This window comes from Pedobacter steynii, from assembly GCF_900103665.1.
GTDB classification, from domain to species: Bacteria; Bacteroidota; Bacteroidia; order Sphingobacteriales; family Sphingobacteriaceae; genus Pedobacter; species Pedobacter steynii.
In genome coordinates this window covers 534106-560377 of the sequence record NZ_FNGY01000002.1, presented here as the reverse complement: position 1 = coordinate 560377, position 26272 = coordinate 534106, and the positions used below count along the sequence as shown (strand labels likewise).

Below are 26272 nucleotides of genomic sequence, written 5' to 3'. Positions count from 1 at the left end.
TTATATGATTTATCTTAATTCGGTGATGGCACAGTGGTCCATATCTCCGTAATCCAGGTTCTCTCCGGCCATTCCCCAGATAAAGGTGTAATTGCTCGTTCCTGCTCCCGAATGTACAGACCAGTTCGGCGAAATTACCGCCTGTTCATTTTGCATCCAGATGTGTCTCGTTTCCTGTGGTTGCCCCAGAAAATGACAAACACTTTGTCCCTGTGGCACTTCAAAGTAGAAGTATACTTCCATCCTGCGGTCGTGGGTATGTGCCGGCATGGTGTTCCATACGCTGCCACTTTTCAGTTCCGTCATTCCCATTTGCAGCTGGCAGGTGGGCAACACACTGTTCACGATCAGTTTATTGATCACCCTGTGGTTTGCCGTTTCTGCAGATCCCAGCTCCACCACTTCCGCTTCTGCTTTTGAAACTTTCTTTGAGGGATAAGTATGGTGTGCAGGTGCAGAATTGATGTAGAACTTTGCAGGTGTACTGGCATCGGCCGAGGCGAAACTCACTTCCTTTGTACCTTTCCCTAAGTACAAGGCTTCTTTGAAATCGATTTCATAACTCGTTCCATCAGCAACTACGGTTCCTTTTCCACCCACATTGATGATCCCCAGTTCTCTTCTTTCCAGGAAATAATTTGCTTTCAGGTTTTCCGGATTAGAAAGTAATACCGTTTCATTTACCGGCATCACCCCACCAAAAATATAGCGGTCGTAATGAGATAAAGTCAGGTGGATGGCATCCGCTTCAAAAAGCTTTTCCATCAAAAAGTTATCGCGTAAAGCCTGGGTATCTAATTGTTTTCCTTCATTAGGGCTCAGTGCGAACCGGCTTTCAAAATATGTTTGCATCTTATTCTTTTTTATTTTGTTATTGTTTTATTGTTCTTTCTCCGGCATCAGTAGTTGATGGAACTCACCCGGAATTTTCAGGCGTTTTTTTTAAACGTCTTAGGATTTTAAATACCAGTTTTTATAACGGTGTAAAGCTTCCAGGAAGTAGTAATCTGCATAGGTTAAAGGCACATCAATTTCTGATTTATGAGGAATGGAGCCCACACTATGCATCAACAGAAAACCACCATTTTCTCCAAGTTTAGCACGGTAAGTATCCGAAGCAAGTGCACGGATCATCTTTTCGGCAACAGCAACATACATTTTACGGTCTTTTTTATCCGAATACTGCGCCAGTTCCAATAAAGCAGAAGCATTTACCGCAGCAGCAGAAGCATCACGAAGTGCATTCGGAATTTCCGGCGCATCGAAGTCCCAGTAAGGAACCAGGTCTTTCGGCAGGTGTGGATTGGTCAGGATAAATTTGGCGATTTTCGTTGCCTGGGACAGGTAACGTTTGTCTTTGGTAAAGCGGTACATCATCGTGTAACCATATAGTCCCCAGCTTTGTCCTCTGCTCCATGCAGATTCATCAGCAGCCCCCTGAGCAGTCTGTTTCTTGACCACTTTCCCTGTTTTCATGTCATAATCTACTACGTGATAAGAACTGAAATCCGGGCGGAAATGGTTTTTCAAGGTAGAGTTTGCATGCGTAATGGCAATCTCTTTATATTTTTTATCTCCTCCATGGTCGCTCACCCAGCTCAGCAATTCCAGGTTCATCATGTTGTCAATGATCACTGGTCCGCCCCATTTTTTACCGGAATTCCAGGATTGGATCACTTTCGCCGCAGGGCGATACCTTGTGGTTAAAGAAGCCGCAGCCGTATCAATTGTCGCTTTATCTTCCGGCTTTTTGAAAAGGCGGTAGGCATTTCCGAAACTGCAATACATCATGAAACCAAGGTCATGGTTTCCGGTATAATGCTTTTCCTTTTCAAGGATTCCCAATCGGGCATTCGCTTCTTTCAGAATTGCTGCATCCTTTGTGTATTCATAAATATATAAAAGTGTTCCAGGGAAAAAACCACTGCACCACCATTTGGTATCACTGGTCTGGACCTTATCCGTCTTTGCATTATAGGTCTGGGGCATCACATCTGCCGGAACATTTTTGGCCAGCACTTTATATTGCTGTTCTGCAAATTTAAACTGTTCATCAATCAACTGTCCCATTCCAATCTTTCCCTCTTCCTTCTGGGCCATCAAGACCATACTGTTCATCATCAAACAGCTAAAAAAAACTACAAGCTTCCGCATAATCAATTATTTATTTCAAATTTTATATTAAACACAGTATTCATTAACGCTTTAAGAGGACATTCTTCTGATCAGGTCTACCGGGATGACATAAGGCTTCGCCTTCACCTCCGCGTTTTCGTGTCCGTTCTTCAGTAAATCCATTAACACTTCCACAATCTTTTTGCCTACCAGGTCCGGATGTTGTTCTATCGTAGATAAGGAAGGAGAAATGATCGAGGTTCTGGGATCATTGGAATAGCCGATCATTTTCAGCGCATCCGGAACAACAATCCCATTCTCTTTTGCAAATTCTAAAGCAGCAATAGCCGTTACATCATTCGCCGCAAACAACGCATCCGGAACTACCGGCCCTTCAAACATCCTGGACATTGCTTCCCTGGCATTTTCATGCGTCAGTTCCTGATGAAACACCCAGTCTTCGTTAATCGGAAGCTGGTGTTGCTCCATCGCTTTCCGGTATCCTGCCGTCCGGTCCTGGTAAAGGTTAGAAGTCAGTTTTCCGGAAATATGCGCAATTCTTTTACCCCCCGTTTCGATCAGGTGTGAAGTAGCCAGGTAACCGCCTCTGAAATCATCACCTTTAATGAAAGTCGCATTATAGGGATCTAAAGGAACCCGATCATAAAAGATCACCGGAATCCCGCTGTCCACCAATCTGTTGAAATGGCTAAAATCCGTGGTTTGTAAGGTACAGGCAACGATCAATGCATCTACTCTTGAAGAATATAAGATCTCTGCAAGTTCCTGCTCCATCGTCAGGAGGTCGTTAGACTGACAAATGATCAGGTTGTATCCATGTTTGTGTAAGCTATTCTGAATCGTCGTGATGACCTCCGCATGGAAAAACATAGAAATGCGCGGAACGATCAGTCCGACGGTATGAGTCTTATTGCTTCTTAATCCCGAAGCCATCTGATTTCTTCTATACCCCAGTTGAGCTGCCATCTTCAGAATATCATTCTTTGTCTTCTCCTTTACATGAGGATGGTTATTCAGCGCTCTTGAAATTGTTGCCGGAGAAAGCTTTAAAGCTTCCGCAATGTCAAGAATCGTGTTCTCTTGTGGTTTTTTGTCCTTATTCATTAATAGAATTGAAATTATTGGAAACTAAACAAAGGCAAGCTAATCATTTCTGCAATAAAATGAAAACGTTTTCAGTAATTTAAAGGTGACAATATCTCCTTCATTATTTTGGCAATATATTAAGCGCAATTGACGCACAATATGTAAATCCCTGTCCTGCTAAGATCAGGGCCAGAATGATTGGATTAACGTTTTACCAAGGTTTTCATAATTCAATAAAAAGATCTACCTTCCCGTTTTTATAGGAATTTCCCAGCTATGCATGTAGGCCTTTTTATCCCCTGTTACATTGATCAGTTTTATCCGAATGCGGCAATTGCCACTTTAAAACTCCTGCAGAAATTAGGTGTTAAGGTGAGTTATCCCATTCATCAGACTTGTTGCGGGCAACCGATGGCGAACTCAGGATTTGAGCACCTTACCAGTGGTTGCAATGACCTTTTCATTAAAAACTTTGCGGAGTTTGATTATATCGTTTCTCCTTCCGGGAGCTGCGTTTTACACGTCAAGGAACACCTGCACAGTCATGAGGAGGAAGAAAAGGCGGTAAACGTCCGTAAAAAAGTATATGAACTGACTGAATTTCTAACCGATATCTTAAAGGTCGAGAAGCTGACTGCACGTTTCCCTCATAAGGTAGGCGTACACCAAAGCTGCCATGGTCAGCGCGGATTAAAAATGTCGCAGATGACGGAACTTGTTGCCGCTCCATTTTCAAAACCCATGCAATTGCTGCAAATGGTGCAGGACCTGGAACTGGTAGAATTGAGCCGTCCGGATGAATGCTGTGGTTTTGGCGGTACCTTTTGCGTGGCAGAAGAAGCCATCTCCGTGAAAATGGGGAAAGACCGCGTGGCCGATCATGTCAACCATGGCGCCCAATACATCACCGCTGCAGATATGTCCTGCCTGATGCACATGGAGGGGATCTTACGCCGCCAGAACAGCCAGGTGAAGGTTTTACATATCGCCGAAATCTTAAACGCAGAAGAAGTTTAAAAAGATGAACACAGGAAGAAAGGACCACGCAGGATTAGCCGATATATTTAACGAAGACGAAGCACGTGTAGACTGGCATGATGAAACCCTTTGGTTTGTTCGCGCCAAACGGGATAAAGCAGCCCATACCCTTCCCGAATGGGAAGCACTCCGCGAAAATGCTTCGCAAATAAAAGACAATGTATTGTCCAACCTCCACGATTACTTACTGGAGTTTGAGGCCAAAGCACAACAAAACGGCATCACCGTACATTGGGCCGCTGATGCCGAAGAACACAACCAGATTGTCCATTCTATTTTAAAAGCACAAAACGTTACGCGGATTGTAAAAAGCAAATCCATGCTGACGGAAGAATGCCACCTGAATGAGCACCTGCAAAAGAATGGTATTGAAGTCATTGATACCGACCTTGGAGAGCGCATCGTTCAGCTCGCAGAAGAGCCGCCAAGTCATATTGTACTGCCTTGTATCCATAAAAAGAAAGAAGAAATCGGGGAACTGTTCCATGAACACCTGGGTACGCCTAAAGGAGAATCCGACCCTCAGTTTCTGACTGCCGCTGCCAGGGTTCACCTTCGGGAGAAATTTCTGACCCGGAAAGCAGCCATTACCGGTGTCAACTTCGCCGTTGCTGAAACGGGAGAATTTGTCGTTTGTACCAATGAAGGCAATGCAGATATGGGCGCACACCTTTCCGATGTACACATTGCCTGCATGGGCATTGAAAAGATCATCCCTAAGAGAAAACATTTAGCTGTATTTTTAAGGTTACTTGCCAGAAGTGCAACCGGGCAACCGATCACCACGTATTCCAGTCATTTTAACAAACCCAGAGCCGGACAGGAAATGCACCTGGTCCTGGTAGACAATGGGCGGACCAAACAATTGGGAAGAGCAGATTTCCGCAATTCACTGAAGTGTATCCGTTGCGGTGCCTGTATGAATACCTGTCCGGTTTACCGCAGAAGTGGCGGACACAGTTACCATACCGCCATTGCCGGCCCGATTGGTTCCATCCTTGCCCCTAACCTGGACATGAAGGAATATGCAGATTTACCTTTTGCCTCTACCCTTTGTGGTTCCTGCACCAATGTATGCCCCGTAAAGATCAACATCCATGAGCAACTTTATAAATGGCGACAAGTCATCGTGAAAGAAGGTTATGCCGATACCGGGAAAACCATCGCCATGAAGGCAATGGACTTCACCTTATCCCATCCTTCGCTTTATAAAACCGCGGGAAAAGCTGGCCGTTGGGTGATGAAAAATGCACCGTTTATGGTCAACAATAAGCTCAATGCCTGGTATAAACAACGCGACATGCCGGAGCCTCCAAAACAGTCTTTCAGTGAATGGTATAAGAAAAATAACAATGAATAGCAGAGCCCAGATCCTTTCCCGCATCAAAGAACACCAACCGGAATTAACCAGCTTACCTGCCGATTTAACAGCTCCGCTGCAATATGCGGATCCTGTAGCCATGTTCAGTACGGTGCTTGGCAACATTGGCGGAACCGCGGTTCCTGTAAGCAGCTACGAAGAGATTCAGGACTATATAAAGACACATTTTGCAGATCAGAAAAGAATCATTTCTACCCTGCCGGAGCTTGCTGAAGTTACGGAAGCAGGATGGGAAGGACAAGATCCGCACAACTATGAAGACATAGACATTGCCCTGATCAAAGCTCATTTTGGGGTAGCAGAAAATGCGGCACTCTGGGTAACAGAGGAATTAATGCAGCAAAGGGTCGTTCCTTTTATTTGTCAGCAGTTAGCCGTTGTGGTTCAAAGAAAAGACATTTACTCCAATATGCATGAAGCGTATGGAAAAGTAGCCGATTCCGTTTATGGTTTCGGAACGTTCATTGCGGGTCCTTCAAAGACTGCAGATATTGAACAATCTCTGGTATTGGGTGCCCATGGGCCAAAAAACATGACGGTCTTTATTATGGAAAGCCGTTAAAATCAGTTCAGCTCTACAACAACGATCTCGTTGCCATACAAGTCCTGACAATGAAGAAAGCGGAAACTATCGCCCAGCATTGGTTTCTTACTGATCAGGACTTTATTCACGATCAGCTGCTGGTAGAGTTCTATGATATCGGAGGTATAAATCACCATTAAGGGTGCACCTCCGGTCTGATGACCAACTTTTTGCTGTTGCTCTTCACCCGTTGCCAGCATTAACCAGATGCCCAGGACATTTTCACCTTTCGTACCCAAATGAAGGTAGCGCTCTCCCTCAGGCGAAGTCGTATCAAACAAGCGATGAAAGCCAAAGTTCTTTTCATAAAATTTTGCCGCGGCCTCATAGTCATTGACCAGTACGATCATCCTTCCTAAATAGTTTTTCATCAGAATATATTTGTTTTTTTTCGATCTTTTTATTGATTTTTTTCGACCTTTTTATTGCTTTTCAATGGTTCTCAAGAGTTCGCAAGCTCAGTTCAATGGCTCTCAAGAGCTCGTAAACTCGGTTTAATGGTCATGAAGCGATCATAAGCACGTTCATTGCTGTTTGTAAGCAGTATACTTATGATTTCATCATTATAAAACTAGCGATTTAATTTTTCTTTAAGGAATCGAAATATTCATTTTCCCTATATCCTCAGCAAGGAATAGATTGGAAAAATGAGCGTGATGGATCAGGAGAAAGGAACGACTGATATTTTTAATGACCAGGCTGAACCGGTAAAGTGAAATAAAAATTACTTCCTACACCAGGTTCACTTTGCAAGCCAATCTTGCCTTCGTGCCGGGCAATGATGTCTGCACAAAGGTATAAACCGATGCCAAATCCGGAAGCATTCTTTACCTGGAGGTCGTCAATCCGGTAAAAGCGGTCAAAGATCTTCTGCGTATGGTTGTTGTCGATTCCAATTCCATGATCTTCTACGGAAACCAACACCTCCTGGTCTTGTCGTTTTGCGGTAACGATTACCTTTCCTCCCTGAGGAGAATATTTAATCGCATTGCTGATCAGGTTGTCGATCACTTGTGTAATCTTATGACGGTCTGCGTAAATCAAAGGCAGTTCTTCAGGTTCAAAGGTAACAGGATGATTTTTCTCCTGGAACAGGTAATCGCTGGCCACATCAGAAATGATCTGGTTCAGGCTGATCAGCTCCTTTGTCAGCTCTGTTTTGTTGGATTCTATTTTAGAGAGGTCAAGAAAGCTGTAGACAAGTTTAGTCATTTTATTGATCTGACCTTCTATCCTCGTTCCGATACTGCTTACAAAGGTAGGATCAGACACTCCTTTTCCCGTTTTGAGCAACTGCGCGTAGGCCTTTAAAGAGGTCAATGGCGTTTTTAACTCATGACTGGCGATGGCAATAAAATCGTTCTTCTGGATTTCCTCATGTTTACTTTCCGTAATGTCCATTACTGTTCCCAGCATCCTCAACGGTGTACCCTCCCTACTGAACAATACTTTTCCCGTCACTTTAATCCAGTAAATGACCTTGTCCGGGCGGATGATCCTGGCCTGATAGTTATATTTCCCGGAAATCAATGCGGTTTGAAAGGCGACTTCTACCGCGCCTGTATCTTCAGGATGGATGACGGCACGAAGTTGCTCATGACTCAGGTCAGTGACTCCCGGATAACCAAAGAGGTCGGCCAGACTGGAAGAATAGATGATGTCCCGAGTTTGGAGGTCCAAATCCCAGCTTCCGATGCCTGTGGCTTCTGAAGCAAGGCGGAGTCTTTCTTCTGCGTTTTCTATATTTTTTCTGGTCAACACTTGCTCTGTGACCTCATTTGCAAGGGAGAGCATCCCTGTAATTTCTTTCTTCGGCCCGTATACAGGTTCGAGGTTCAGGTCAAAATAGTACGTCTCCATCACCCCGTTGCGGTCGTAGGTAACAGGGGATTCTTTGCTCAGGTAAGGGATTCCGGTCTCGACCACCTGCTTATAGATTTCCCGGTAACCGGCTTCCTGTAAGGAAGGGATCAAGTCAAAAATGGAATGTCCAAGAACCTCTTCCGGCGCACCTTTGTTCCACATTTTACAAATGGCTTCATTGGCATATTCGATCACAAAATCGTCTTTTGAGTACAACGCCATCCCCATTGGTGCCTTCAAAAACATCTTGTTCAAGCGTTGTTGCTGCAAAACCAGGTTTTCTTCGGAAGTAGCGGCCATTTCCTTTAACATTACCTGAGCAGTAACATTGCTGGTGGTATTCACGATATAGCTCACCTCTCCTGCTTCGTTGAATATCGGCTGATTCGAGTTGGACCAGTAAAAGGGCTCCATCTTCCCGGTTTCACTGGAATAGATGTCGTATTTATAAATGGGAAGGTCTACTTTCTTTTTTGTTTTCATCACCTCTGTAATGGCCGTAAATGCACGTTCCTTTCCAGAGGGGTCCTTCGTATTGTCAGGAAAAACATCAAACAGGTTTTTTCCGAGTAATTCAGCCCTGCTTTTCAGTGAGATTTCTACAAAACGGTCGCTGACCGCCAGGATGGTAAAGTGAGGGGTATTCGCCTTAATCACTACAGATTGAGGGGAGTCTTTGAAAAAAGACTGAAACATTGCTCCTGTGTATAGAGAATCGTCCAAATCTTTTGAGTAACCATTGTTCATACCTGTTGAAATTAACTTGAAAGCCTTGTCTGGAGAAGTACAATTTTTATGCCCATGTTCTTTGAATGGAAAAATAACAGGTAAGTTTTTTCAATGACGTCATTTAGGTTAAGCAGCCCCGCTATCGTTAACAATATCATAATCCAGACCTTAAAACCAGATAACATCCGGAGGGTACTTTTGTCTGATTGGAACCACCATACATTTTACAAACAAGCCACATTTCCTTACCTAAAAAACCTGCTTTTATGAAAAGAAACTTACTATTTGGTTTAATGTTACTCGCCTTCCTGGGTTGTAAAAAAGACAACGTTAAGACGGTAGAAGAAACCCCGGAAATCATCGTCAACGAAGATCCTGCGACCTTTGCAGAGATTGGCAGCCTTGATATTGGTGATGAAGGAGCGGCAGAGATTACCGCCTTTGATCCGACCACCAACAGGTTATTTGTGGTCAACAACACCGCGAACAACAACAGGATCGATGTGATCGACTTCAAAGACCCGAAAAACATGACAAAGATCGGGAGCATCAGCATCGCAGCTTATGGCGGTCTGGTAAACAGTTTAAGCGTGTACGATGGGAAACTTGCCGCTGCCATTGAAGCGGTCAACAAAACAGAAAATGGCAAAGTAGCTGTTTTTAAAACGAGTGATTACAGCGAAATTAAAGTGATTTCGGTAGGCGCACTTCCAGACATGATCACCTTTTCTCCTGATGGAAAATACATTTTGACAGCAAATGAAGGAGAACCGAGTGCAGACTATACGGTAGATCCTGTGGGCACGGTGTCCATCATTTCAGTAAATGAGAACTATGCAGTCAACACGATTAATTTCTCTGCATTTGCCGGACAACAAGAGGCATTGGCAGCAAAGGGATTCCGCATTTTTGGCCCTGGCAAAGACTTTCTGAAAGACATCGAACCCGAATACATCACCATTTCTGAAGATTCAAAAACTGCATGGGTAACTTTGCAGGAAAACAATGCGATCGCTAAAATCAACATTGCATCGAAAACTGTTACGGATATCTTCCCTTTGGGCTTCAAAGACTACAATACAGATGCAAACGGGATCAATCCAAGCGACAAAGACAACAGCTCGACAACCTTAGGAAAATGGCCATTGAAAGGCATGTACCTTCCTGATGCCATCGCACTGCTGGAATCCGGAGGAACACCTTATTTGTTCACCGCCAACGAAGGTGATGTAAGGGAATATACCGGTGCTTTTGTGGAGTCGAAAAGAATCAAAGATATAAAGCTCGATCCAACGGCATTCCCTACCGCCAGCTTATTGCAAAAAGAAGATCAATTGGGAAGACTCAACATCACCACAACCTTGGGAGATACCGATGGAGACGGAGATTTTGATGCACTTTATTCCTTTGGTGCACGCTCGTTCAGCGTATGGAACGGCAATAGCGGTACTCAGGTGTTCGATAGTAAAAACGAACTTGAAGTAAAAGCCATCGCTGCAGGATTTTACGACGACAACAGAAGTGACGATAAAGGTGTAGAGCCGGAAGGCATAGCGATTGGAACAGTAGGCACTAAAAAGCTGGCTTTCGTTGGAATGGAAAGAGCTACTTCAGTCGCTACTTATGATGTGACCAATCCTGCTGCTCCTGTCTTTTATCAAATATTAAAAACTGGTGTAGAACCGGAAGGCGTACTTTTCATCTCCGCTAAAAACAGCCCTACCAAAAAGAGTTTATTTGTGGTCAGCAGTGAGAAAGATGGTGTAGTCAAAGTATACACACCAAAAACGATATAAATTAGTTGAATCTAAAAAGGCAATACCAAATCTGGTATTGCCTTTTTTTATGGCTTAAAATGGAACAATATCTTGAACTGAGATAGCGCGTTTATTGTTTTTGAACCTGGCTCCCTTAGCAGAAACCAATGAACCATCTCTTCTTTGATCACTTTCTGATAAAAGCCAAGACGCTCCAGGGTTTTGGTAGAACCTTCATTTACATGCATGCAGCGGGCGGTAATCACTTTCACCTGCTGTTGCTTAAATGCCCATTTGATGAGTGCTGCTCCGGCTTCAACGGCATAACCTTTGCGCCTTGCGGCATCAACAATCCCATAGCCAAGGTCTACTGATCCTTCCGGATCTGGTTTCCCTTTAAAACCGATATCTCCGATAATTGCCTTACTTTCTTTTTCAACGATTAACCAGGACTCAAACCCTGAAGGTTCTTCCACCAATTCCAGGTTGGTTACAATTCTGGGCAAGGTTTCCATCATGTCTTCATCGGGCCAACCCTGACTAAGATTCAGCCCCATATCCGACAAAATTGTGTACTGCTGATTCAGCACTTCCTGTGCAATGGGGATTGTAAATGGAATTAAGTAAAGACGTTCTGTAGTTATCTTCTTGATTTTCATAGTGATTGAGCGCTCAATATTAAGAATATTTTTCTTCCTTAAACTATAGAAACAAAAACTTATTTACAAATAAAAAACATCACTCCATTGAAATTGCAGAAGATTATGCCGATTTTGGCCAGTAGCGCCATAAAAACAATAGATATGAAAATTTTTGCAGAAACAGACCGGATCATCATGCGGGAGCTTCTGTTGTCCGACAGTCAGAAAATGTTTGAGATGGATTCCGATCCTGAAGTCCATTTATATTTAGGAAACAAGCCTTATACGCAGCTTTCAGAAAGCGAGGAAAACATCCGGTTTATCAGACAGCAATATGAAGAAAACGGCATTGGCCGGTGGGCAGTAATCGATAAAGAAAGTAACGAATTTGTAGGTTGGGGTGGTTTAAAATTCATCACAACAGAAATCAATAACCGCGTTCATTTTTATGAAGTAGGTTACCGCTTTCTTAAACAACATTGGGGAAAAGGTTATGCCACAGCATCGGCTAAAGCAGCATTAAAATATGCTTTTGAAGAACTTAAATTAAGCCATGTTTACGCGATGGCACATGGGGAAAATGCAGGATCAAGGCATGCCTTGCAAAAGTCCGGTCTTAAAATCACCGAACAATTTGACCATGAAGGCATCGCCTGTGATTGGTTTGAGATCTCTAAAGAAGACTGGTTAAAGAAACAAAATGAAGAATAATAAAACCATTATAGCGGCTGCCCAATCCATTTCTAAAAGAGGTGATGTAGCCGCCAATACCGATAGTCACCTGCAACTGATTGCGCGTGCAGCGCAACATCAGGCAGGATTAATCTGCTTTCCTGAATTGTCGTTAACAGGCTATGAGATGGACCTGGCAGATGAACTGGCATTTACGTTAAATGATCAAAGACTGGAAGGTTTGGCTCAGGCAGCCCGGCAACATAACATGATCATCATCGTTGGTGCACCGGCACGATCGGATTCAGGTCTTCATATCGGTTCTTTCCTCTTTTATCCGGATGGGAGAACAGACTTGTACACCAAACAATTTCTCCATCTGGGTTCTGAAGATGCCTTTTTTACCGCTCAGGCAAATCAAAAGGACGTCATCATCCATTTGAATGAGGAAAGAATTTTCTGTGCCATCTGTGCTGATCTCACGCATCATGAACATGCAGCAAAAGCCTTTGAAAGCAAGAGCAGCATTTATTTCCCAAGTGCCCTGATCAGTAAGAACGGCTATGCAACAGATGCGGCCTTCTTAAAAAGTTATGCCTCAGAATTTCAGCTGACCGTAATCCTGTCCAACTATGGCGCTCCTTCCGGAGGTTATGATGCTGCAGGAAGAAATGCCATCTGGACTGCCGGCGGAACGCTCCTGCATGAGGTTGAAGGAACAGGTGAAGCCCTGCTCATCGCCACAAAAGAAAATGGCATCTGGTCTGCAAGAACAGAAAATTAAAGCCATAGGAACAGGTCTTAAATCTTTTTTAAGGCCTGGTTTAATTGTTCAATCGCCATCAACACATCATCTGCTGTAGTTCTCCAGTTCACAAAAGCAGCCCTGATTGCGTGCTGCCCTCCGTAAACAGTTGGCGTCATAAAGACCACTCCCTGATCATTTAGGATCCTTAGAAATTCGAACACCTGATCCTGACGTTCTTCCCCTTTTAACGTAAAACAAACCGTGTTTAACCGAACAGGTGCCAAAAGTTCAAAAGACGCTCCATTTTCTACAAAAGCCGCCAGTTCTTTTGCCCTGGCAATGCAACCTTCCACAATATCCTGATATCCTTTAGATCCATAAGCTTTCAGGGAAAACCAGGCCGGCAAAGCTTTTAAGCGCCTGGAATTTTCAGGCAGGAAATTCAGGTAATTAAAGTTGTCCAGGGGGTCTCCAAGATAAGGAGCATTGGAATTCTGGAAACTGGCCATCTGCAATAACCGATGTTCTTTTTTAACCAGGAAAAAAGCATTTTCATAAGGAACATTTAACCATTTATGACAATCTACCGTGATGCTGTCTGCCTGCTCCCATCCTTTTAACAGATGCGCGTATGCCGGGGCACAGGCCGCAAAAGCACCGAAAGCCGCGTCGATATGCCACCAGAAATTATACCTGCCCCTTAATTTAGAGATCGCTTCAAAATCATCGAAATCTACAGTATTTACCGTTCCTCCACTGGAAATCAGAATAAATGGAGCGCCATTTAATTCCAAAATCTGTTGCTCCAGATCGTTCATATCCATCGCCTCCCTATTGCCTGGCATCACCTTTACTTTGATCAGGTTCTGACTGCCAAGCCCCAATAAAGCCAGCGACTTTACTGCGGAAGAATGTGGCATTGCCGATAAGACCTTCAATGTTCCGGAGACTCCTGTTTTAGCGATATCCTGACCTTGTTGCGTGCCCAGCCATTGGCGGGCGACAGCCAGGCAGCTAAAATTAGACATCGTTGCGCCGGTTACAAAACCACCAAGATAAGCATCTTCCGGAAGCCCCAGCAATTGCAGCAATAACCGGATAGTTTCCAATTCAATATTGGCGGAAATGTCTCCCTGTCCTTTAACCGTCTGGGTATTCTGATCATAAACCGTAGCCAGCCAATCCCCCACAATTGCTGCGGGAGTTGATCCTCCGGTCACGAAACCCCAATACCTGGGGCCGGTAGCCGCCACAATCAGATCATCGAAACGGGTTTTAAATGCCGCGAGCGCAGCAAGCGCACCTGAACCTTGTGCTTCCAGGTTACTGTACTCCATCGGCTCAGCGTTAGTGCTTGTCCGCCTGTCGTTGATCCCTTTTAAAAACTCCAGCCCTTCGGCTTTCACCTGATTTAAAATCAATTCCAGGTCATTCAGGTCCCCCTTTAAAATCTCGTTCATGTTATTTCTTGTTAATCGACAACACAAATCTTCAACAATAAATCTGCATAAAGACAATGCAGATTTATTTATTTTGAGGGTGACAGTTGGAAGAGCCGGGACTAAAAAACATCGTCTATGATCTGCACTTCGTTCTTTAGAATTTTGGAAATCGGGCAGGATTGCGCGATTTTCAGCAACCTGTCTTTTTGTTCAGCTTCCATCGGCTGATTGAAAAAGATGGCCCTTTCAATGGTCGTTAGCAATTTTCCTTCTACAATTCTTTGGAAGAGGTTTGCTTGCACTGTAATTTCGGGAACGGTCCATTCCTTACGGTCAATATACATGCGAAGGGTTGCCAGGGTACAACTTGCCAGTGAGGACAGCAGTAAGGTGTAAGGATCAGGCCCAAGGTCCTGGCCACCTAAACTTACCGGCTCATCCGAAAGCAATACGCCATTTCGCCATTCTATTTTTGTCTGGTATTTTATCTCAGCAATGCTGGCCACCAAAGGTTCGGTCAGAATATATTTTTTTTCCATTTTTATAAGCGCGTCAATTCGTTTTATATGACATTGCCTCAGCAGACTTATCAGGCCTGTTGAGGCAATGGGTGTATCATTTATTTATTGCGGTGATATTCCGGGTCAAGCTGCTGACGGTATTCCGGATGTTTCTTGATAAAACCGGAAACAAAAGGGCAATAAACCATGACCAGCTTATGTTGATCAGCGGCATACTGAAAAGCATACCTTGCCAGCGCAGAAGCAATGCCTTTACCTTCCATTTCTTTAGGCACCGTGGTGTGCATCATTGCAATATCTTTCTTATACAAACGATAAGAGAGGATCGCCTTCTCTCCGTTCAGGGCGACTTCAAACTGGAGCTGTTCTTTATTGTGAGTTACTTCAAAAGTCTCCGGCATCTGCGTTTCATTTAAAGTGTTAAACCCCTTAATGAGGTCTAACGCTTGGGTCTAAAATTCTATTCCATTCCGGATGGCGTTTCAGATAAGCTGCTACCAGCGGACAGATGGGAATAAGTGTATATCCGTTTTCTTCAAGATAAGCCAGGGTTTTCTCAATCACCGCTGTCGCCGCACCTTTGCCCTGCAATTCGGCAGGAGCTTCTGTATGGATCAGCCAGATCTTTTTATCATGCTCCTTATAGTCGATAAATGTAGTATACTCACCTACCTTCAGTTCAAAACGTTTCTCCTCTGAGTTCTTAACCAGCGGAAGTACTTCATATTCCTCATTCATATCTTTAAATATTAATTAATCAGCTAATACACCAAATTTACCCATATTGAAATCAACGATAGCCTGACTGATTTCTTCTTCAGTATTCATTACAAAGGGACCGTAACTTACGATAGGCTCATTCAAAGGTTCCCCGCTCAACACCAAGATAACACTTTTCTGATTGGCTTTAATATGGATTTCCTCTCCTTCGTTTCGGAACAAGACAAAGCTATGTTCTCCGGCAATCTCTCCGTTTACTTCCACGCTGCCATTAACCACCAATAATGCGGTATTGTGTCCGGCCGGAATCGTCGTAATGACCTCTCCGCCTTCATTCAATTTTAAATCGAATAAATTCACCGGGCTATACGTTTCTGCAGGTCCGGCAACGCCATTAAAGTTTCCTGCAATGACATTGACTACACCGGCATTATCCGCCAATTCGATTTTGCCCATTCCCGCAGCAGTCAACTCCTGATAATGTGGCGTTGTGGATTTATCTTTTTTAGGAAGATTTACCCATAACTGCACCATTTCAAAAGGGCCACCTTTTTTTGAGAAGGCTTCTTCATGGTATTCTTTATGCAAAATTCCATTTCCTGCGGTCATCCATTGCACGTCTCCGGAATTGATGATTCCTGAGGCTCCGGTACTGTCATGGTGTGCAACCGTTCCTTTATAGGCGATGGTTACCGTTTCAAAACCTTTATGTGGATGGACGCCCACTCCCCTCATGTGATTTGAAGGACCGAAATCATATTCAGGATTAAAGTCCAAAAGTAAAAACGGACTTATTCTCTCCTGAGGAATACCTGCTCCGGGGATATAATTAAATACCCTGAATCCATCACCAACCATATGTGGTCTGCCAGAATTTGTCACGATTTTTTCAATTAACTTTTTCATTTTGTTTCTCCTTGTTTTTTAGGTCATCACCCAAACAATTTACGGCTTTTCAAAGCTTATACATTGCTAAGCTCCGCTAACCATTTGCTGTTTGAATTATTGTATACAAAGATACCCAGCAATCTTTTCTCCCACATTGATATAGGATAAGAAGTGATCGGAAAAAACTTAATCCAGATTAAGAAATTCAAACTGGCTGCTGACATTTCAAAAAACAGATAAATGTAAAAGGCCAGCTATTGCTGACCTTTACCTTCACTCCTGACAAAAAACAATTATTAATTAGCTCATAAGGAAGTTATTTTACCAACTCTGCAAGCTTCTTTTCCAGGGCTTCTCCTCTCAGATTTTTAGCGATGATCTTACCACTGGGATCAATTAAAAAATTGGCAGGAATACTTTTTACCGCATACAACTCTGCTGCACGCTTTTTATTACTTTGATCCTGGTCAATCAGTTGCGTCCATGGCATCCCATCCTCATTGATCGCCTCTAACCATTTATCTTTTGACTGGTCAATGGACACCCCTAATACCGTGAAATTTTTGTCCTTCCAGGCCTGGTAAGCTTTTAGTACTTTAGGATTTTCGGCACGACATGGTCCACACCATGAAGCCCAAAAGTCCAGCAGCACATATTTCCCTCTAAAATCAGACAGGTTTACTGCTTTATCTCCTGTATCTGGATGGGTAAAATCAGGTGCTGTTGCCCCGACAGAAGTTGTTTTCGCCACTGCTATTGAAGCAGCAAAGGCCAAACCTTCCTTAGAACTGCGCTGACTTGCTGAAAGAATATTAAAAAGAGGCTCCACTTTACTGACCTCAAAATAAGGACCAGCTACCTTGTGTAAAGCTTCAAAGGAAAAATAAGAATCGGGATTTTGTTGAACATAAGCCGTTAGTGCCTGTCCTTGTTGTTCCTCTGCTTTAGCCCACCTTTCTTCCATACCTTTTAACGTAGCAGGATCATTTTTCTTTTCTGTACTAAGACTGGAATACTCCTTATTTAGTCCGGCCATCGTTGCCTCAGATGCTTTTAGTACTGCTGTATATTTCTTATGATCCGTATTGATCACGGAGCCGCTGATTTCTGCCGTTTTAACAGAATCAACAATGTTCATTAAAATAGTTCCCTTATCCAAATACATAGATCTGGTATCGGGACCGCCACTCAGTTTCTTACCATTTGGTGTATCTTTACTTACAAATGTCAGAAAGACACGTTGAGGACCGGTAGATGTACCTTTTAATTCAAAGCTGCCATTCTGAACAATCGCACTGTCTTTTTTGCTGGCAGCACCTTTATTGTAATTCAGGTAAACTTTTCCGCTGGTACCAGCCGATTTAAACTTGCCCGTTAAAGTATAAGCGCCTTCTTGTGCGAGGCTTATTATCGGAGCCAGGAACATGATTGTAATCAATAGTTTTTTCATAACTGTTTAATTAAGGTCGCAGCTAAACCATTTTCAGTTTAGCATACGACCGCTTTTAATAGGTAGATGGTTATTATTTAATTTTTTAAACTATTGTCTATATGCATTTTTAACTTAGTCTTTGAATCTTCTTCGCTGATAACCGAATACACGACCTTACCATCTTTTCCAATGATCATACTCAGCGGAAAAACCGTAACATTATAATCCTTCACAATGCTTCCCGCATCAGCCAGAATATCAAATTTAAAAGTCTTTTTTGTTAAAAACCGCTCTACCGCCGCCTTTTTATCGTATCCGGTAATGCCAATAAATACCACATCTTTACCTTTATATTCATCGACAAGTTCGTTTAGCATAGGCATTTCCAAAACGCAGCCATGGCAGGCAATAAACCAAAAATTCAGCATGACCACTTTACCTTTTAGCTGATCCAATGACACCTTCTTTCCTTTCATATCTACGGCTTCAAACGACGGCGGAACTTTCCCATCCCAGCCCGGATTACCGGAAGTCCGACCAGTGACAGGAGCCATATCAGCAAACCCACTTATACCCTTATCGTCTTTTTTAACATCACTTCCAGGCCCGGTTTTACCAAGAACCTTTCCGTTTTTGTCGACAATACTCCCGTCAGGACGAATATCTACATTTGTCATATCACCACCACCAGAAACATCCTGACCACCGTTCATTGAGACAGAAGTACCTCCAGTCAGTGCTTTAGCTCCCCTTTCGAATATGCCTTTATCTTTCAGGCCTTTCTCTATTGATATAGCTTTATAAATAGACTCTTTAAAACGCCCTTCCAGCACCGCACCTTTATAACTAAAGCCGGGTAACGTAGGATTAAGTGGTGTTATAGCCGGAAGTGCTGCAGCTTCCCAGAAAACAAAATCATCCGGCTCCTCAACAGTAGCCACAATTTCCTTGCAGTCATACCCTAATATTTTTTTTGTTTTACCCGTTTCCCTTCTGTTCTTAAACGGTTTCATGGCATGTTCACTTGTTCCGTTATAGGCGTGTAAAATCGCCTTTCCGGTTTTTGCATTGTACTGATATGCAGAAGGAAAAAAGATATGATCTCCTCTCCTGGGTTCTATCATCACACGAACCATATCGTCTGCAAAATAGGCTTTGAAGTCGTTGATCTCCAAAGTTTTGTTGTTGGCCCTCAACTCCGGAAGCCTGTCATCTATCATCCCCTCTCTTACCTTCTCCAGATCCCAGGTGACTTCGTAATTAATCACACCTGAAGTAATCACCTCTGGTTTTTGTCCCCGGCAGGCCACATTTGAAAAAAACAACACTAGTAATAAAATCTTCTGAATTTTCATATTTATCTAATTTATTTAATTTAACACTTTACAGTTCTTCATTATCCTTTCTATCCGGCTACCTGCTTCTATAAGTAACCGACACGACCTTACCCAGCCCTGTAAATGAAATGGTCTTCGACAGAGGAGCATTTATTCCAGGTACGTTGTACACATCCATTATGCCAGAAGTATTCAGGTTACTTTCCTCATAACTGCAAACCAGCAATTGTTTACGTAGCTCCGCATACCTGGCTCCATTCATAGGAGTGCCAGCTTGTATGTCCTGAAATTTCAAGAGGCTAATCTTCCTTGTTCCATAATCAGCCATTTCTACGGCCAGACCAAGACCAAAATCATATTCATAAACCTTAGCACCTACACTGTAAAAAATGTACCCATACTCACTGTTGACGGCTATATTTTCTGCCTGGGTCAATGTAGTACCAGTTATTTCTCTGATATCGTTAAGCACCTTTGAAGTCAGTCTGTAGAGAAAAACCCGGTTGTCTGCCTTATTTTTCATTATCGCAAATGTTTCCCCCCCATTGTAAGTGGTACGGACCATGAACAACAGGGTTTTATCCAGGTTGTTCAATTTAGGATCCGCGTAAAGAGAAAAACCCAAATCACCGCTATTGCTCCAAACAAACCTTGAATTGTCTTCATCAAAAGCTATGGCATCCTGAGCATTGAAAGAAACATCAGCTGCAGATTTGAACAATGTTCCTGTAGTTTTTAGTTTATTTATTTTGACAAAAAATGGGTTTTGAGCAAAGCTTCCGGCATAGTAGATGCTATTTTTAACTGTTAAGTAAGCATACTGTTCTGTGCCTTCCAGGTTTGCCCCGGCATCCGTCGCCTTTTCTTCCCCCGGCATATAAAATTCAAAATCATTGAAAAAGCCGCCATAATCGAATAGGTCGGCTCCCAGAAAAGCAGCTTGATTAGTTGTGGCAATCATCAGCCTGTCTTTAAGGCCCGTGCCTCCAGCCCCAATGCTCATTTTATTATAACAAATAAAATTGGGCAAGCCACTTAGTACCAGGTTTGAATTCATCGCTGCCAAGACGTTTATCAACGGGGTATAGGTTTTTGTCTTAAATTGATAGCTCATCATATCCAGCCTGCTCTGCTGTCCCGCGATTTCTGACAATAACAGCCAGCCCTCATATGTTGGTATAGTCACCAGCAGTTTGAATGGAAATTCTTTCCATACTCCGGTCTCCTTGTCAGTGATACGGTAAAGCATTTCATGTACCCCAACAGGTAGCTCTATAGGAGTATCAAACACTTTGTCATCGTCCATTAACCGAGGTGCCACACTAGTAGTTTCTCCCTGCGGAATCAGTAACCATTGATAGGCATACCGGCTCTCATCACCGGTTGGGTCTTTGGTATAGCTTATCGTTGGCGATATCTGTGGACTTTCACCTGTATTTACAACATACAATGTATCCAACTTCACCACCGCCTCATTGATGTCGTCATATTTATAGTTGCCAGGATCTTTTTTACAGGAACCTGCCAGGAATACGATTGAACAAAAAAGGATCTTTATTTTCAACAAATTCTTCATAACATTTGCATTATTTTTTATAAAAAGGACCAGCTGCCATTTCAGTTCCATCTTCCTCATAAATTGTATTTCCTGTCAGCTTCTGCATTTGCAGATAGCTGTTCAGTACCGAACTCAGAAAGGATGGATCACGCATAAGCAAAGTATAGTATACTGTACGCTCTGTAGGCGGGGGTAGAAAGATATTACCTGCAGCAGTTGTAATAACTGATAATTTTTTTCTTGAAAATGTACCATAGTAAAAATCAGCGCCACTTACAGTTTCCGTACTTACATAACCAGGTGGCGGAGACAGGATATCACTAAAATAACACCTCACATTTGTTGCCCTGGTTTTTAAAATATTTGGCTTAAGCACGACCTCGAAATTCTCATTTGGTTTAAGTTCCAATGCCAGCGTAAGGGCCTTTTGCAACATACCTTTGGTACGTTTAACCTTTATCCTAAGTGTGTCGACACTTTGACGGGACGGGAAATGGAGCTGCTTCGGCAACTCAAAATCAACGCCATCTGTTGCGCTACTCCCGACAGGATTTATGGCAATGGTATAAGCAAGTGGCACCTCACTTTGTATACCAGCCATTTTTATTGGGATTTTGAGCTCAGTTTCTGTCACTGCATTCTCCATAAAGGAAAAAAGTACCATCACAGAATCTGTAGTTTTCGTAGGATCACCCTCTGGATTTAAAAAGGCTTCTTTGGGGGTCACATCAAAATATAAACTACGGGCTGATTCGTAAACGATTAAGCCACTCTTTTTACAAGATAAATGGGTACCGGTAATCAGGATAATTCCAGTTATGATCAGATAGTTAGTGTATTTCATCTTCATGTCTTTAAGTTTGATCTATCTGCTTTGTGTTTCAATTAAAGGCAGGGGCACAACATAATCTTCCAGTCTCATATTTACGGTTAAGCCATTGACACTTCCACTTGGGATAGTCATTAGCATCTTGCGTTTAAAAAAGAAAAATGTCTGTCCCTCACCCCAGAATTCTTTACGATACTCTTTGTATAGCTCTGCCGGCACGTTAGCAGTTGAAATTAAAGCAGGCAGGCCACGACTGGAACGCAAAACATTTAAAGCCTTCACAGCCAAATCGTTGTCTATCTCACACTCGGCGATGATATAATAAAGTTCGGAGAGCCGGAACAAGCTCTGAAAATTGCGGAATGTCTTGGCCTGATCAGTTACCTCCTCATATTTCACAAAGGTTTTATAAGTTTTCCCCGCGCTGCCACCGTCCCGCCAGTTCACCCTGAAGCGATAGTCGTTGGGAAGATTTTCATAGATTTCATCCAATCTATCCTGAAGAGGGGCTAAAATTACATCGTTTTGTAAAGGGGCAGCAAAAAAATCTCTTTGCTGGTTATACAGCTCAATATTTTGAAATCCAAGCAACACTTCTGATGAAAAAACCCGGTCAGGATTAGCTGTATTGGGCTGGCTGACTGCCTCCGGCGACCATGGGAAGTATTTCCCCCCTTCAGTGATTACAGCTCTGGCAAGAGACAAAGCTCCGGCTTTATTACCCCGGTAAAGCAATACCCGGGCCTTTATTGCCTGAACTGCATAGTAGTTGAAACGCCGGTTACGCATCTTATAAAAATTACTGCCAGGATCCGCATCCGTTTGCACCACCACACCTTCTTTTCTTACCGGATCATTCTGCAACAATGCAGCAGCAAGGTTTAGATCCTTCAGCACACTATCAATTACTTTATTGGCAGGTAAAATCGGTTGGATCTGATCAGTAACTGCCAATAAGCAGGGAATGGCATTTTTTAATGAGTCGCGGGCATAAACCGGTCCGAACAAACGGAGCATATCAAAATGCAGGTAAGCCCTGATGGCATAAGCTTCTCCCATTAAAATATGCTTACGGGAATCATCTATCACATTCTGACTTTTTTCCAGTTGCCCGATAAAACTATTGGCATTTAAAATTACACGGTAAGCAGATTGCCAAACTTTACTAAAATCAGCACGCATTCCCGATTCAGCATAATTATAGGATGTATACAGCCTATAGCTGGCATTACTGCTTGTATTATAGTATTGCGCCATCAGGTCAAGATCGCGCATACTTAAGCGGCTTCCGTACAAATCAGATTTAGCCATATTCAGATAAATCCCGTTTAAGGCAGCATTTATTGTTTTTTCATCCTTAAATACCTGTTCAGAGAGGAAACGGTCCTGGGGCTGAACATCCAGAAATTTCTTACAGGCACTCAATGCCATGCTGCAACAAAACATCAAAAAGAAATATTTTTTCATAAGTTTAAAATGAAGCGTTGAGACTAAATGAAACAGAATTCGCAAACGGATAATCCAATCCTCTTTCCGTAGTGATATTAGATATACGGAACATATTATTCATAAATGCAGTGAACCTTAAACTCCTGAATCCGAACCTGTTTAACCAGGGGCTTGTTCTCGACTGGAATTCGTAGCCTGCAGAAAAGGACTCACCTGTAATTACATTTTCCTTCTGCACGAAGCGTGATGACATTTCTGTCCTGGAGGTAAGGCCTATCCCTTTAAACTGTGACCGATCGCCTGGTTGCTTCCACCGGTCTTGCAACGCCCGTAAGTCCTGATTATAAGCCAATGATGGGAGACTAATGTTCTCTACTTTTTCATAAAGGGCAGAATTTATAATTGAGGCACCCAGCGAATAACGCAGAGCTACAGAAAGGATCAGTCCTTTTAATCTTAGGGATGAACTTAGTATTCCCTCAGCCTTAGGTCTTAAGCTGCCCACTACACGGGCATCTTCAGGGTCATAATCAAAAGTATGGGAACCGTCTTTTTTCAGAAACATCTCTTCCCCCGTACCAGGGTCAATACCGAGGGAGGGTACTGCCCAGATATCATCAGGACTATAACCATCACGATACCTGATGATTGAACGGCTCTTCTTTTGAAGCTCATTCAGGCCTTCCAGCCGTTTATCAAATCCACCATAATTGCTTTTATAGGTTTGACCTGTTAAGCCTATAGTCCACAGTGTTCTTGCTGCTATATTGTTAATCACCGCATAGCGCAGGCTGGCCTCAAAGCCTCTGACGGTCAGATTTCCCACATTTATAGGGTAATTGGCTACCCCGTTTGACCCTGGCAAATCAATGTTCACGATTAGTGGATCTGTAAACTTCTCATATCCGTTGAACGTTCCTGAAAGCCTGTTGTTCAATAGTGAAAAATCCAACCCAAGATTACTTTGCTGCGTCTTTTGCCACTTCAGACCTGGATTTCCCAGACCTGAATGGTAGAGGCTTTGTCCAAAGAGGTTGGTATTATTTTCCAACTCGTATATAGTGGTGGAAGCAAAACTTCCCAGCTGTTGATTTCCGGTAGAGCCGGTATTTGCTCTTAACGTCAGCATATTCAGCCAATCTGCATTTTCCAGGAAGGCTTCATTTTTCAGGCTCCAGCCTGCGCCAACCGACCAAAATGTCGAATACCTGTTAAATGTCCCAAAGGCAGTAGAACCGTCCCGTCTGAGGGTTGCATCCACAAAATAACGATTGTCATATACGTAGTTTGTACTTATTAAACCATTTAACTTTCTGCTGGTAGCTGACATCTCCACTATGGGTTTGGAATTTGTCTGGTAACTATGGGCAAAAACCGGGTTGCCAGGCACTCCCTGGGGGAAGCCCTGAGCTGAAAACCCGGTCGCACTCCCCTCTTCATTGCGAATGTCCCCCCTTAAATTGACCGTAACTACGTGTTTTTCATTAAAAACCTTATTGTAAGAAAGCATAAGATTACCATCGTAAGACAGCTTTTCTTCATCAACTTTAACATAGCTTCCTTTCTGCAAAGCAGGAAGCCCATCAAATTTTGTGTTTTCCGGTGAAACAAAATCTACACGGCTTCCAAAAATCTTGGATAACTGCAGTCCTCCTGAAATTCTAAAAGCAAAATTAACGTCCCAGTTAAAGGCCAGATTATTCTGGATATTGGTCTGTTTTTTATAGTTAAATGAATTCAAAGCGGCATTATAAAGCGGGTTCCGACTCTCTGTGATACCGCCTCCCTCGTAAGCCGATGCCGATACCGTTCCACGCTCAAAATACTTATCTGCATAATCTTTCGGGTAATAGGGATTAAGCTGTGCATAATCTTTAAAACTACCAAAAGGAGATTCCTTCGATTTAAATCCGTTGATATAAATACGGTTGGAAATATTCAGGTTACCCGTCCGGTAATTCATATCTGCACGTCCCCCCCAGTTTTTACGCCCAGAACCTTTCATTACCCCATTGATATCCTGATAATCAATCCCTGCACCAAATTGAAAAGATTCACTTCCACCATTGGTATAAATAGAATGCTTTTGTGTGAAACCTGTTCGTAAGGGCACATTAAGCCAATAAGTATTAACTCCTTGCTTAACCCTCTTTAACCGCTCGTTATATAATCTTTGAGCATCCAGCGTGCCAGATGAAGCTGAATTTCCATTTCCATATCTTCCTGCCAAACGTTCAAATTCAAGCTTCTGCTCCGCGTTCATCAGGTTATAACTACTAAGATCTGCTACATCTACAGTAGTATTAGCCGAATAATTAAAAGTAAGTGCACCTGCTTTAGGCTTTATTGTTTCGATCACGATTACCCCGTTTGCTGATCTTGATCCATAAAGCGCAGTAGAAGCCGCGTCTTTCAGGATGGTAAGGCTGGCGATACGGTTCATGTCCAGATCTGTTACTTGCCTTAAAGTCGCTTCAAAACCATCAAGGATAAACAAAGGTTGATTCGGATCAGAAGCAATCTGATCGGTTAGTACGCCGAAATCATTTCGCTTACTGTTAACACTTGTTTTCCCCCGAACCTCAATATTGCCCAGGGCATTGGGGTTTGAGCCATTAAGCGCATTATCCAGAACAACAAAAGAAGGGTCCAGTGTTTTTAACGACTGGATGACATTCTGGTTGCCAACATCCCTTAGTTGTTGTCCGGAGAAAGAAGCTGAACTTCCCGAAAAACTTTCCTTTTTCCGCTCGTACATTCCGGTAATAACTACTTCCTTCATACTACGTTCTTCTATTTCAAGAACTACACGAAAGCCCACCTGACTTTGAAACAAAGTGATTTCAAGGGTTTTATAGCCAATACAGGAAATGATCAGCACATCATTATCCATCACTCCCTTAATCATAAACATTCCTGTTTCATCGGTTCTGACTGCTTTCTTTGTTCTTTTGAGGCTTATCGAAGCGCCTTCAATGAGCTTTCCCTGCTCATCCACTACATAACCGGCAGCATCATTTAAAGGAACAGACCTTAAATCCTGAATGTCTTGTTTTTCAGTTTTTGGTTTAACAATGATGGCCCGGTTATAGATGACATAACCCGCAGGCTGCCCTTCAAATAATTTATTCAGCACATCTATCAGCTCCGCATTGTTTACCTGTATATTTACCGGCGTTGTAAGCTTTAGTACCTGCTCGTTATAAACTACATTGTAGCCACTCTGCCTGCTAATGTCATTGAGCATTGATTTTATGGTCGCGCCTTTGCCTGAAAGGCTGATTTTTTGGGCAAATACATTGGCACTCACCTGCATAAAAATTACGATAAGTATCAGCGGGGCTAACCGCTTCACATGTAATATTTTACATCGAATCTTATAAAAAGCAGGCTTTTTTGAGTTATAAATTTGATACATTTACATCAGGTTTGGTTACACAATGTATGGACGAGATATACACG

23 protein-coding genes are annotated in these 26272 nt (G+C 42.9%); 6 read left to right on the top strand and 17 right to left on the bottom strand.

Annotation, left to right across the window (positions count from 1 at the left end; translation table 11 throughout):
- Positions 1–9: 9 nt before the first annotated feature.
- The 3 genes from kduI to BLQ87_RS06580 form a co-directional block, all read right to left on the bottom strand.
- Positions 10–852: a 5-dehydro-4-deoxy-D-glucuronate isomerase gene (kduI, locus tag BLQ87_RS06590; protein ID WP_074605340.1), complete on the bottom strand. Its 843-nt coding sequence runs from the start codon at positions 850–852 to the stop codon at positions 10–12.
- 99 nt (positions 853–951) lie between these two features.
- Positions 952–2154 (bottom strand): glycoside hydrolase family 88 protein, encoded by a 1203-nt coding sequence (locus BLQ87_RS06585; protein WP_143010359.1) that lies wholly within the window; start codon positions 2152–2154, stop codon positions 952–954.
- Between the two features lie 51 nt (positions 2155–2205).
- A complete protein-coding gene (locus BLQ87_RS06580) occupies positions 2206–3240 on the bottom strand; it encodes a LacI family DNA-binding transcriptional regulator (protein WP_074605338.1) in 1035 nt (344 codons plus the stop codon).
- Positions 3241–3498: 258 nt separating this feature from the next.
- Here BLQ87_RS06580 and BLQ87_RS06575 point away from each other — a divergent pair, with 258 nt between their 5' ends.
- Genes BLQ87_RS06575 through BLQ87_RS06565 form a run of 3 tightly spaced genes read left to right on the top strand, consistent with a single transcriptional unit; the run spans position 3499 to position 6203 of the window.
- Positions 3499–4239, top strand: coding sequence for a (Fe-S)-binding protein (locus BLQ87_RS06575; RefSeq protein ID WP_074605337.1), 741 nt, complete (start codon positions 3499–3501; stop codon positions 4237–4239).
- Positions 4240–4243: 4 nt separating this feature from the next.
- A complete protein-coding gene (locus BLQ87_RS06570; RefSeq protein ID WP_074605336.1) occupies positions 4244–5620 on the top strand; it encodes a LutB/LldF family L-lactate oxidation iron-sulfur protein in 1377 nt (458 codons plus the stop codon).
- Entirely contained in the window at positions 5613–6203 is a 591-nt protein-coding gene (locus BLQ87_RS06565; protein ID WP_074605335.1) for a LutC/YkgG family protein, read from the top strand. The genes BLQ87_RS06570 and BLQ87_RS06565 overlap by 8 nt, the downstream gene beginning before the upstream one ends.
- Positions 6204–6205: 2 nt before the next feature.
- On the opposite strand, the gene BLQ87_RS06560 is transcribed toward BLQ87_RS06565, so the two are convergent.
- Both BLQ87_RS06560 and BLQ87_RS06555 read right to left on the bottom strand, forming a co-directional pair.
- A complete protein-coding gene (locus BLQ87_RS06560; protein ID WP_074605334.1) occupies positions 6206–6595 on the bottom strand; it encodes a VOC family protein in 390 nt (129 codons plus the stop codon).
- A 316-nt stretch (positions 6596–6911) separates the two neighbouring features.
- Positions 6912–8834 carry a PAS domain-containing sensor histidine kinase gene (locus tag BLQ87_RS06555; RefSeq protein ID WP_083361726.1) on the bottom strand — a complete coding sequence of 641 codons (1923 nt, stop codon included), beginning with the start codon at positions 8832–8834 and terminating at the stop codon, positions 6912–6914.
- Positions 8835–9082: 248 nt separating this feature from the next.
- On the opposite strand from BLQ87_RS06555, the gene BLQ87_RS06550 reads away from it, so the two are divergent.
- Positions 9083–10612: a choice-of-anchor I family protein gene (locus BLQ87_RS06550; protein WP_074605332.1), complete on the top strand. Its 1530-nt coding sequence runs from the start codon at positions 9083–9085 to the stop codon at positions 10610–10612.
- 47 nt (positions 10613–10659) lie between these two features.
- Here the strand turns inward: BLQ87_RS06550 and BLQ87_RS06545 are convergent, their stop codons facing one another.
- Entirely contained in the window at positions 10660–11232 is a 573-nt protein-coding gene (locus BLQ87_RS06545) for a GNAT family N-acetyltransferase (protein ID WP_074605331.1), read from the bottom strand.
- A 144-nt stretch (positions 11233–11376) separates the two neighbouring features.
- Here BLQ87_RS06545 and BLQ87_RS06540 point away from each other — a divergent pair, with 144 nt between their 5' ends.
- Together BLQ87_RS06540 and BLQ87_RS06535 are read left to right on the top strand one after the other, a co-directional pair.
- The gene (locus BLQ87_RS06540; protein ID WP_074605654.1) at positions 11377–11925 is read left to right on the top strand and encodes a GNAT family N-acetyltransferase; all 549 of its coding nucleotides are present in this window, start codon (positions 11377–11379) and stop codon (positions 11923–11925) included.
- Complete coding sequence (locus BLQ87_RS06535; RefSeq protein ID WP_074605330.1) at positions 11915–12670, top strand: carbon-nitrogen hydrolase family protein; 756 nt, start codon at positions 11915–11917, stop codon at positions 12668–12670. The genes BLQ87_RS06540 and BLQ87_RS06535 overlap by 11 nt, the downstream gene beginning before the upstream one ends.
- Before the next feature lie 17 nt (positions 12671–12687).
- Here the strand turns inward: BLQ87_RS06535 and BLQ87_RS06530 are convergent, their stop codons facing one another.
- From BLQ87_RS06530 to BLQ87_RS06480, 11 genes are all read right to left on the bottom strand, one after another.
- Positions 12688–14094, bottom strand: coding sequence for a pyridoxal phosphate-dependent decarboxylase family protein (locus tag BLQ87_RS06530; protein WP_074605329.1), 1407 nt, complete (start codon positions 14092–14094; stop codon positions 12688–12690).
- Positions 14095–14195: 101 nt separating this feature from the next.
- A complete protein-coding gene (locus tag BLQ87_RS06525; RefSeq protein ID WP_074605328.1) occupies positions 14196–14615 on the bottom strand; it encodes an OsmC family protein in 420 nt (139 codons plus the stop codon).
- An 80-nt stretch (positions 14616–14695) separates the two neighbouring features.
- Entirely contained in the window at positions 14696–14998 is a 303-nt protein-coding gene (locus BLQ87_RS06520) for a GNAT family N-acetyltransferase (RefSeq protein WP_074605327.1), read from the bottom strand.
- Positions 14999–15026: 28 nt separating this feature from the next.
- Positions 15027–15335 (bottom strand): GNAT family N-acetyltransferase, encoded by a 309-nt coding sequence (locus BLQ87_RS06515; protein WP_074605326.1) that lies wholly within the window; start codon positions 15333–15335, stop codon positions 15027–15029.
- 15 nt (positions 15336–15350) lie between these two features.
- Positions 15351–16223, bottom strand: a complete 873-nt coding sequence (locus BLQ87_RS06510; RefSeq protein WP_074605325.1) for a pirin family protein — start codon at positions 16221–16223, stop codon at positions 15351–15353.
- Between the two features lie 298 nt (positions 16224–16521).
- On the bottom strand, positions 16522–17655 hold the full coding sequence (locus BLQ87_RS06505) for a TlpA disulfide reductase family protein (protein ID WP_074605324.1): 1134 nt from the start codon (positions 17653–17655) through the stop codon (positions 16522–16524).
- A 77-nt stretch (positions 17656–17732) separates the two neighbouring features.
- Entirely contained in the window at positions 17733–18992 is a 1260-nt protein-coding gene (locus BLQ87_RS06500; protein WP_074605323.1) for a peroxiredoxin family protein, read from the bottom strand.
- A gap of 58 nt (positions 18993–19050) precedes the next feature.
- A complete protein-coding gene (locus tag BLQ87_RS06495; RefSeq protein WP_172664831.1) occupies positions 19051–20550 on the bottom strand; it encodes a PKD-like family lipoprotein in 1500 nt (499 codons plus the stop codon).
- A 10-nt stretch (positions 20551–20560) separates the two neighbouring features.
- Entirely contained in the window at positions 20561–21382 is an 822-nt protein-coding gene (locus tag BLQ87_RS06490; protein WP_074605321.1) for a DUF4843 domain-containing protein, read from the bottom strand.
- A gap of 15 nt (positions 21383–21397) precedes the next feature.
- On the bottom strand, positions 21398–22828 hold the full coding sequence (locus BLQ87_RS06485; RefSeq protein ID WP_083361724.1) for a RagB/SusD family nutrient uptake outer membrane protein: 1431 nt from the start codon (positions 22826–22828) through the stop codon (positions 21398–21400).
- 4 nt (positions 22829–22832) lie between these two features.
- Entirely contained in the window at positions 22833–26165 is a 3333-nt protein-coding gene (locus tag BLQ87_RS06480) for a SusC/RagA family TonB-linked outer membrane protein (protein ID WP_172664833.1), read from the bottom strand.
- Between the last annotated feature and the right edge of the window lie 107 nt (positions 26166–26272).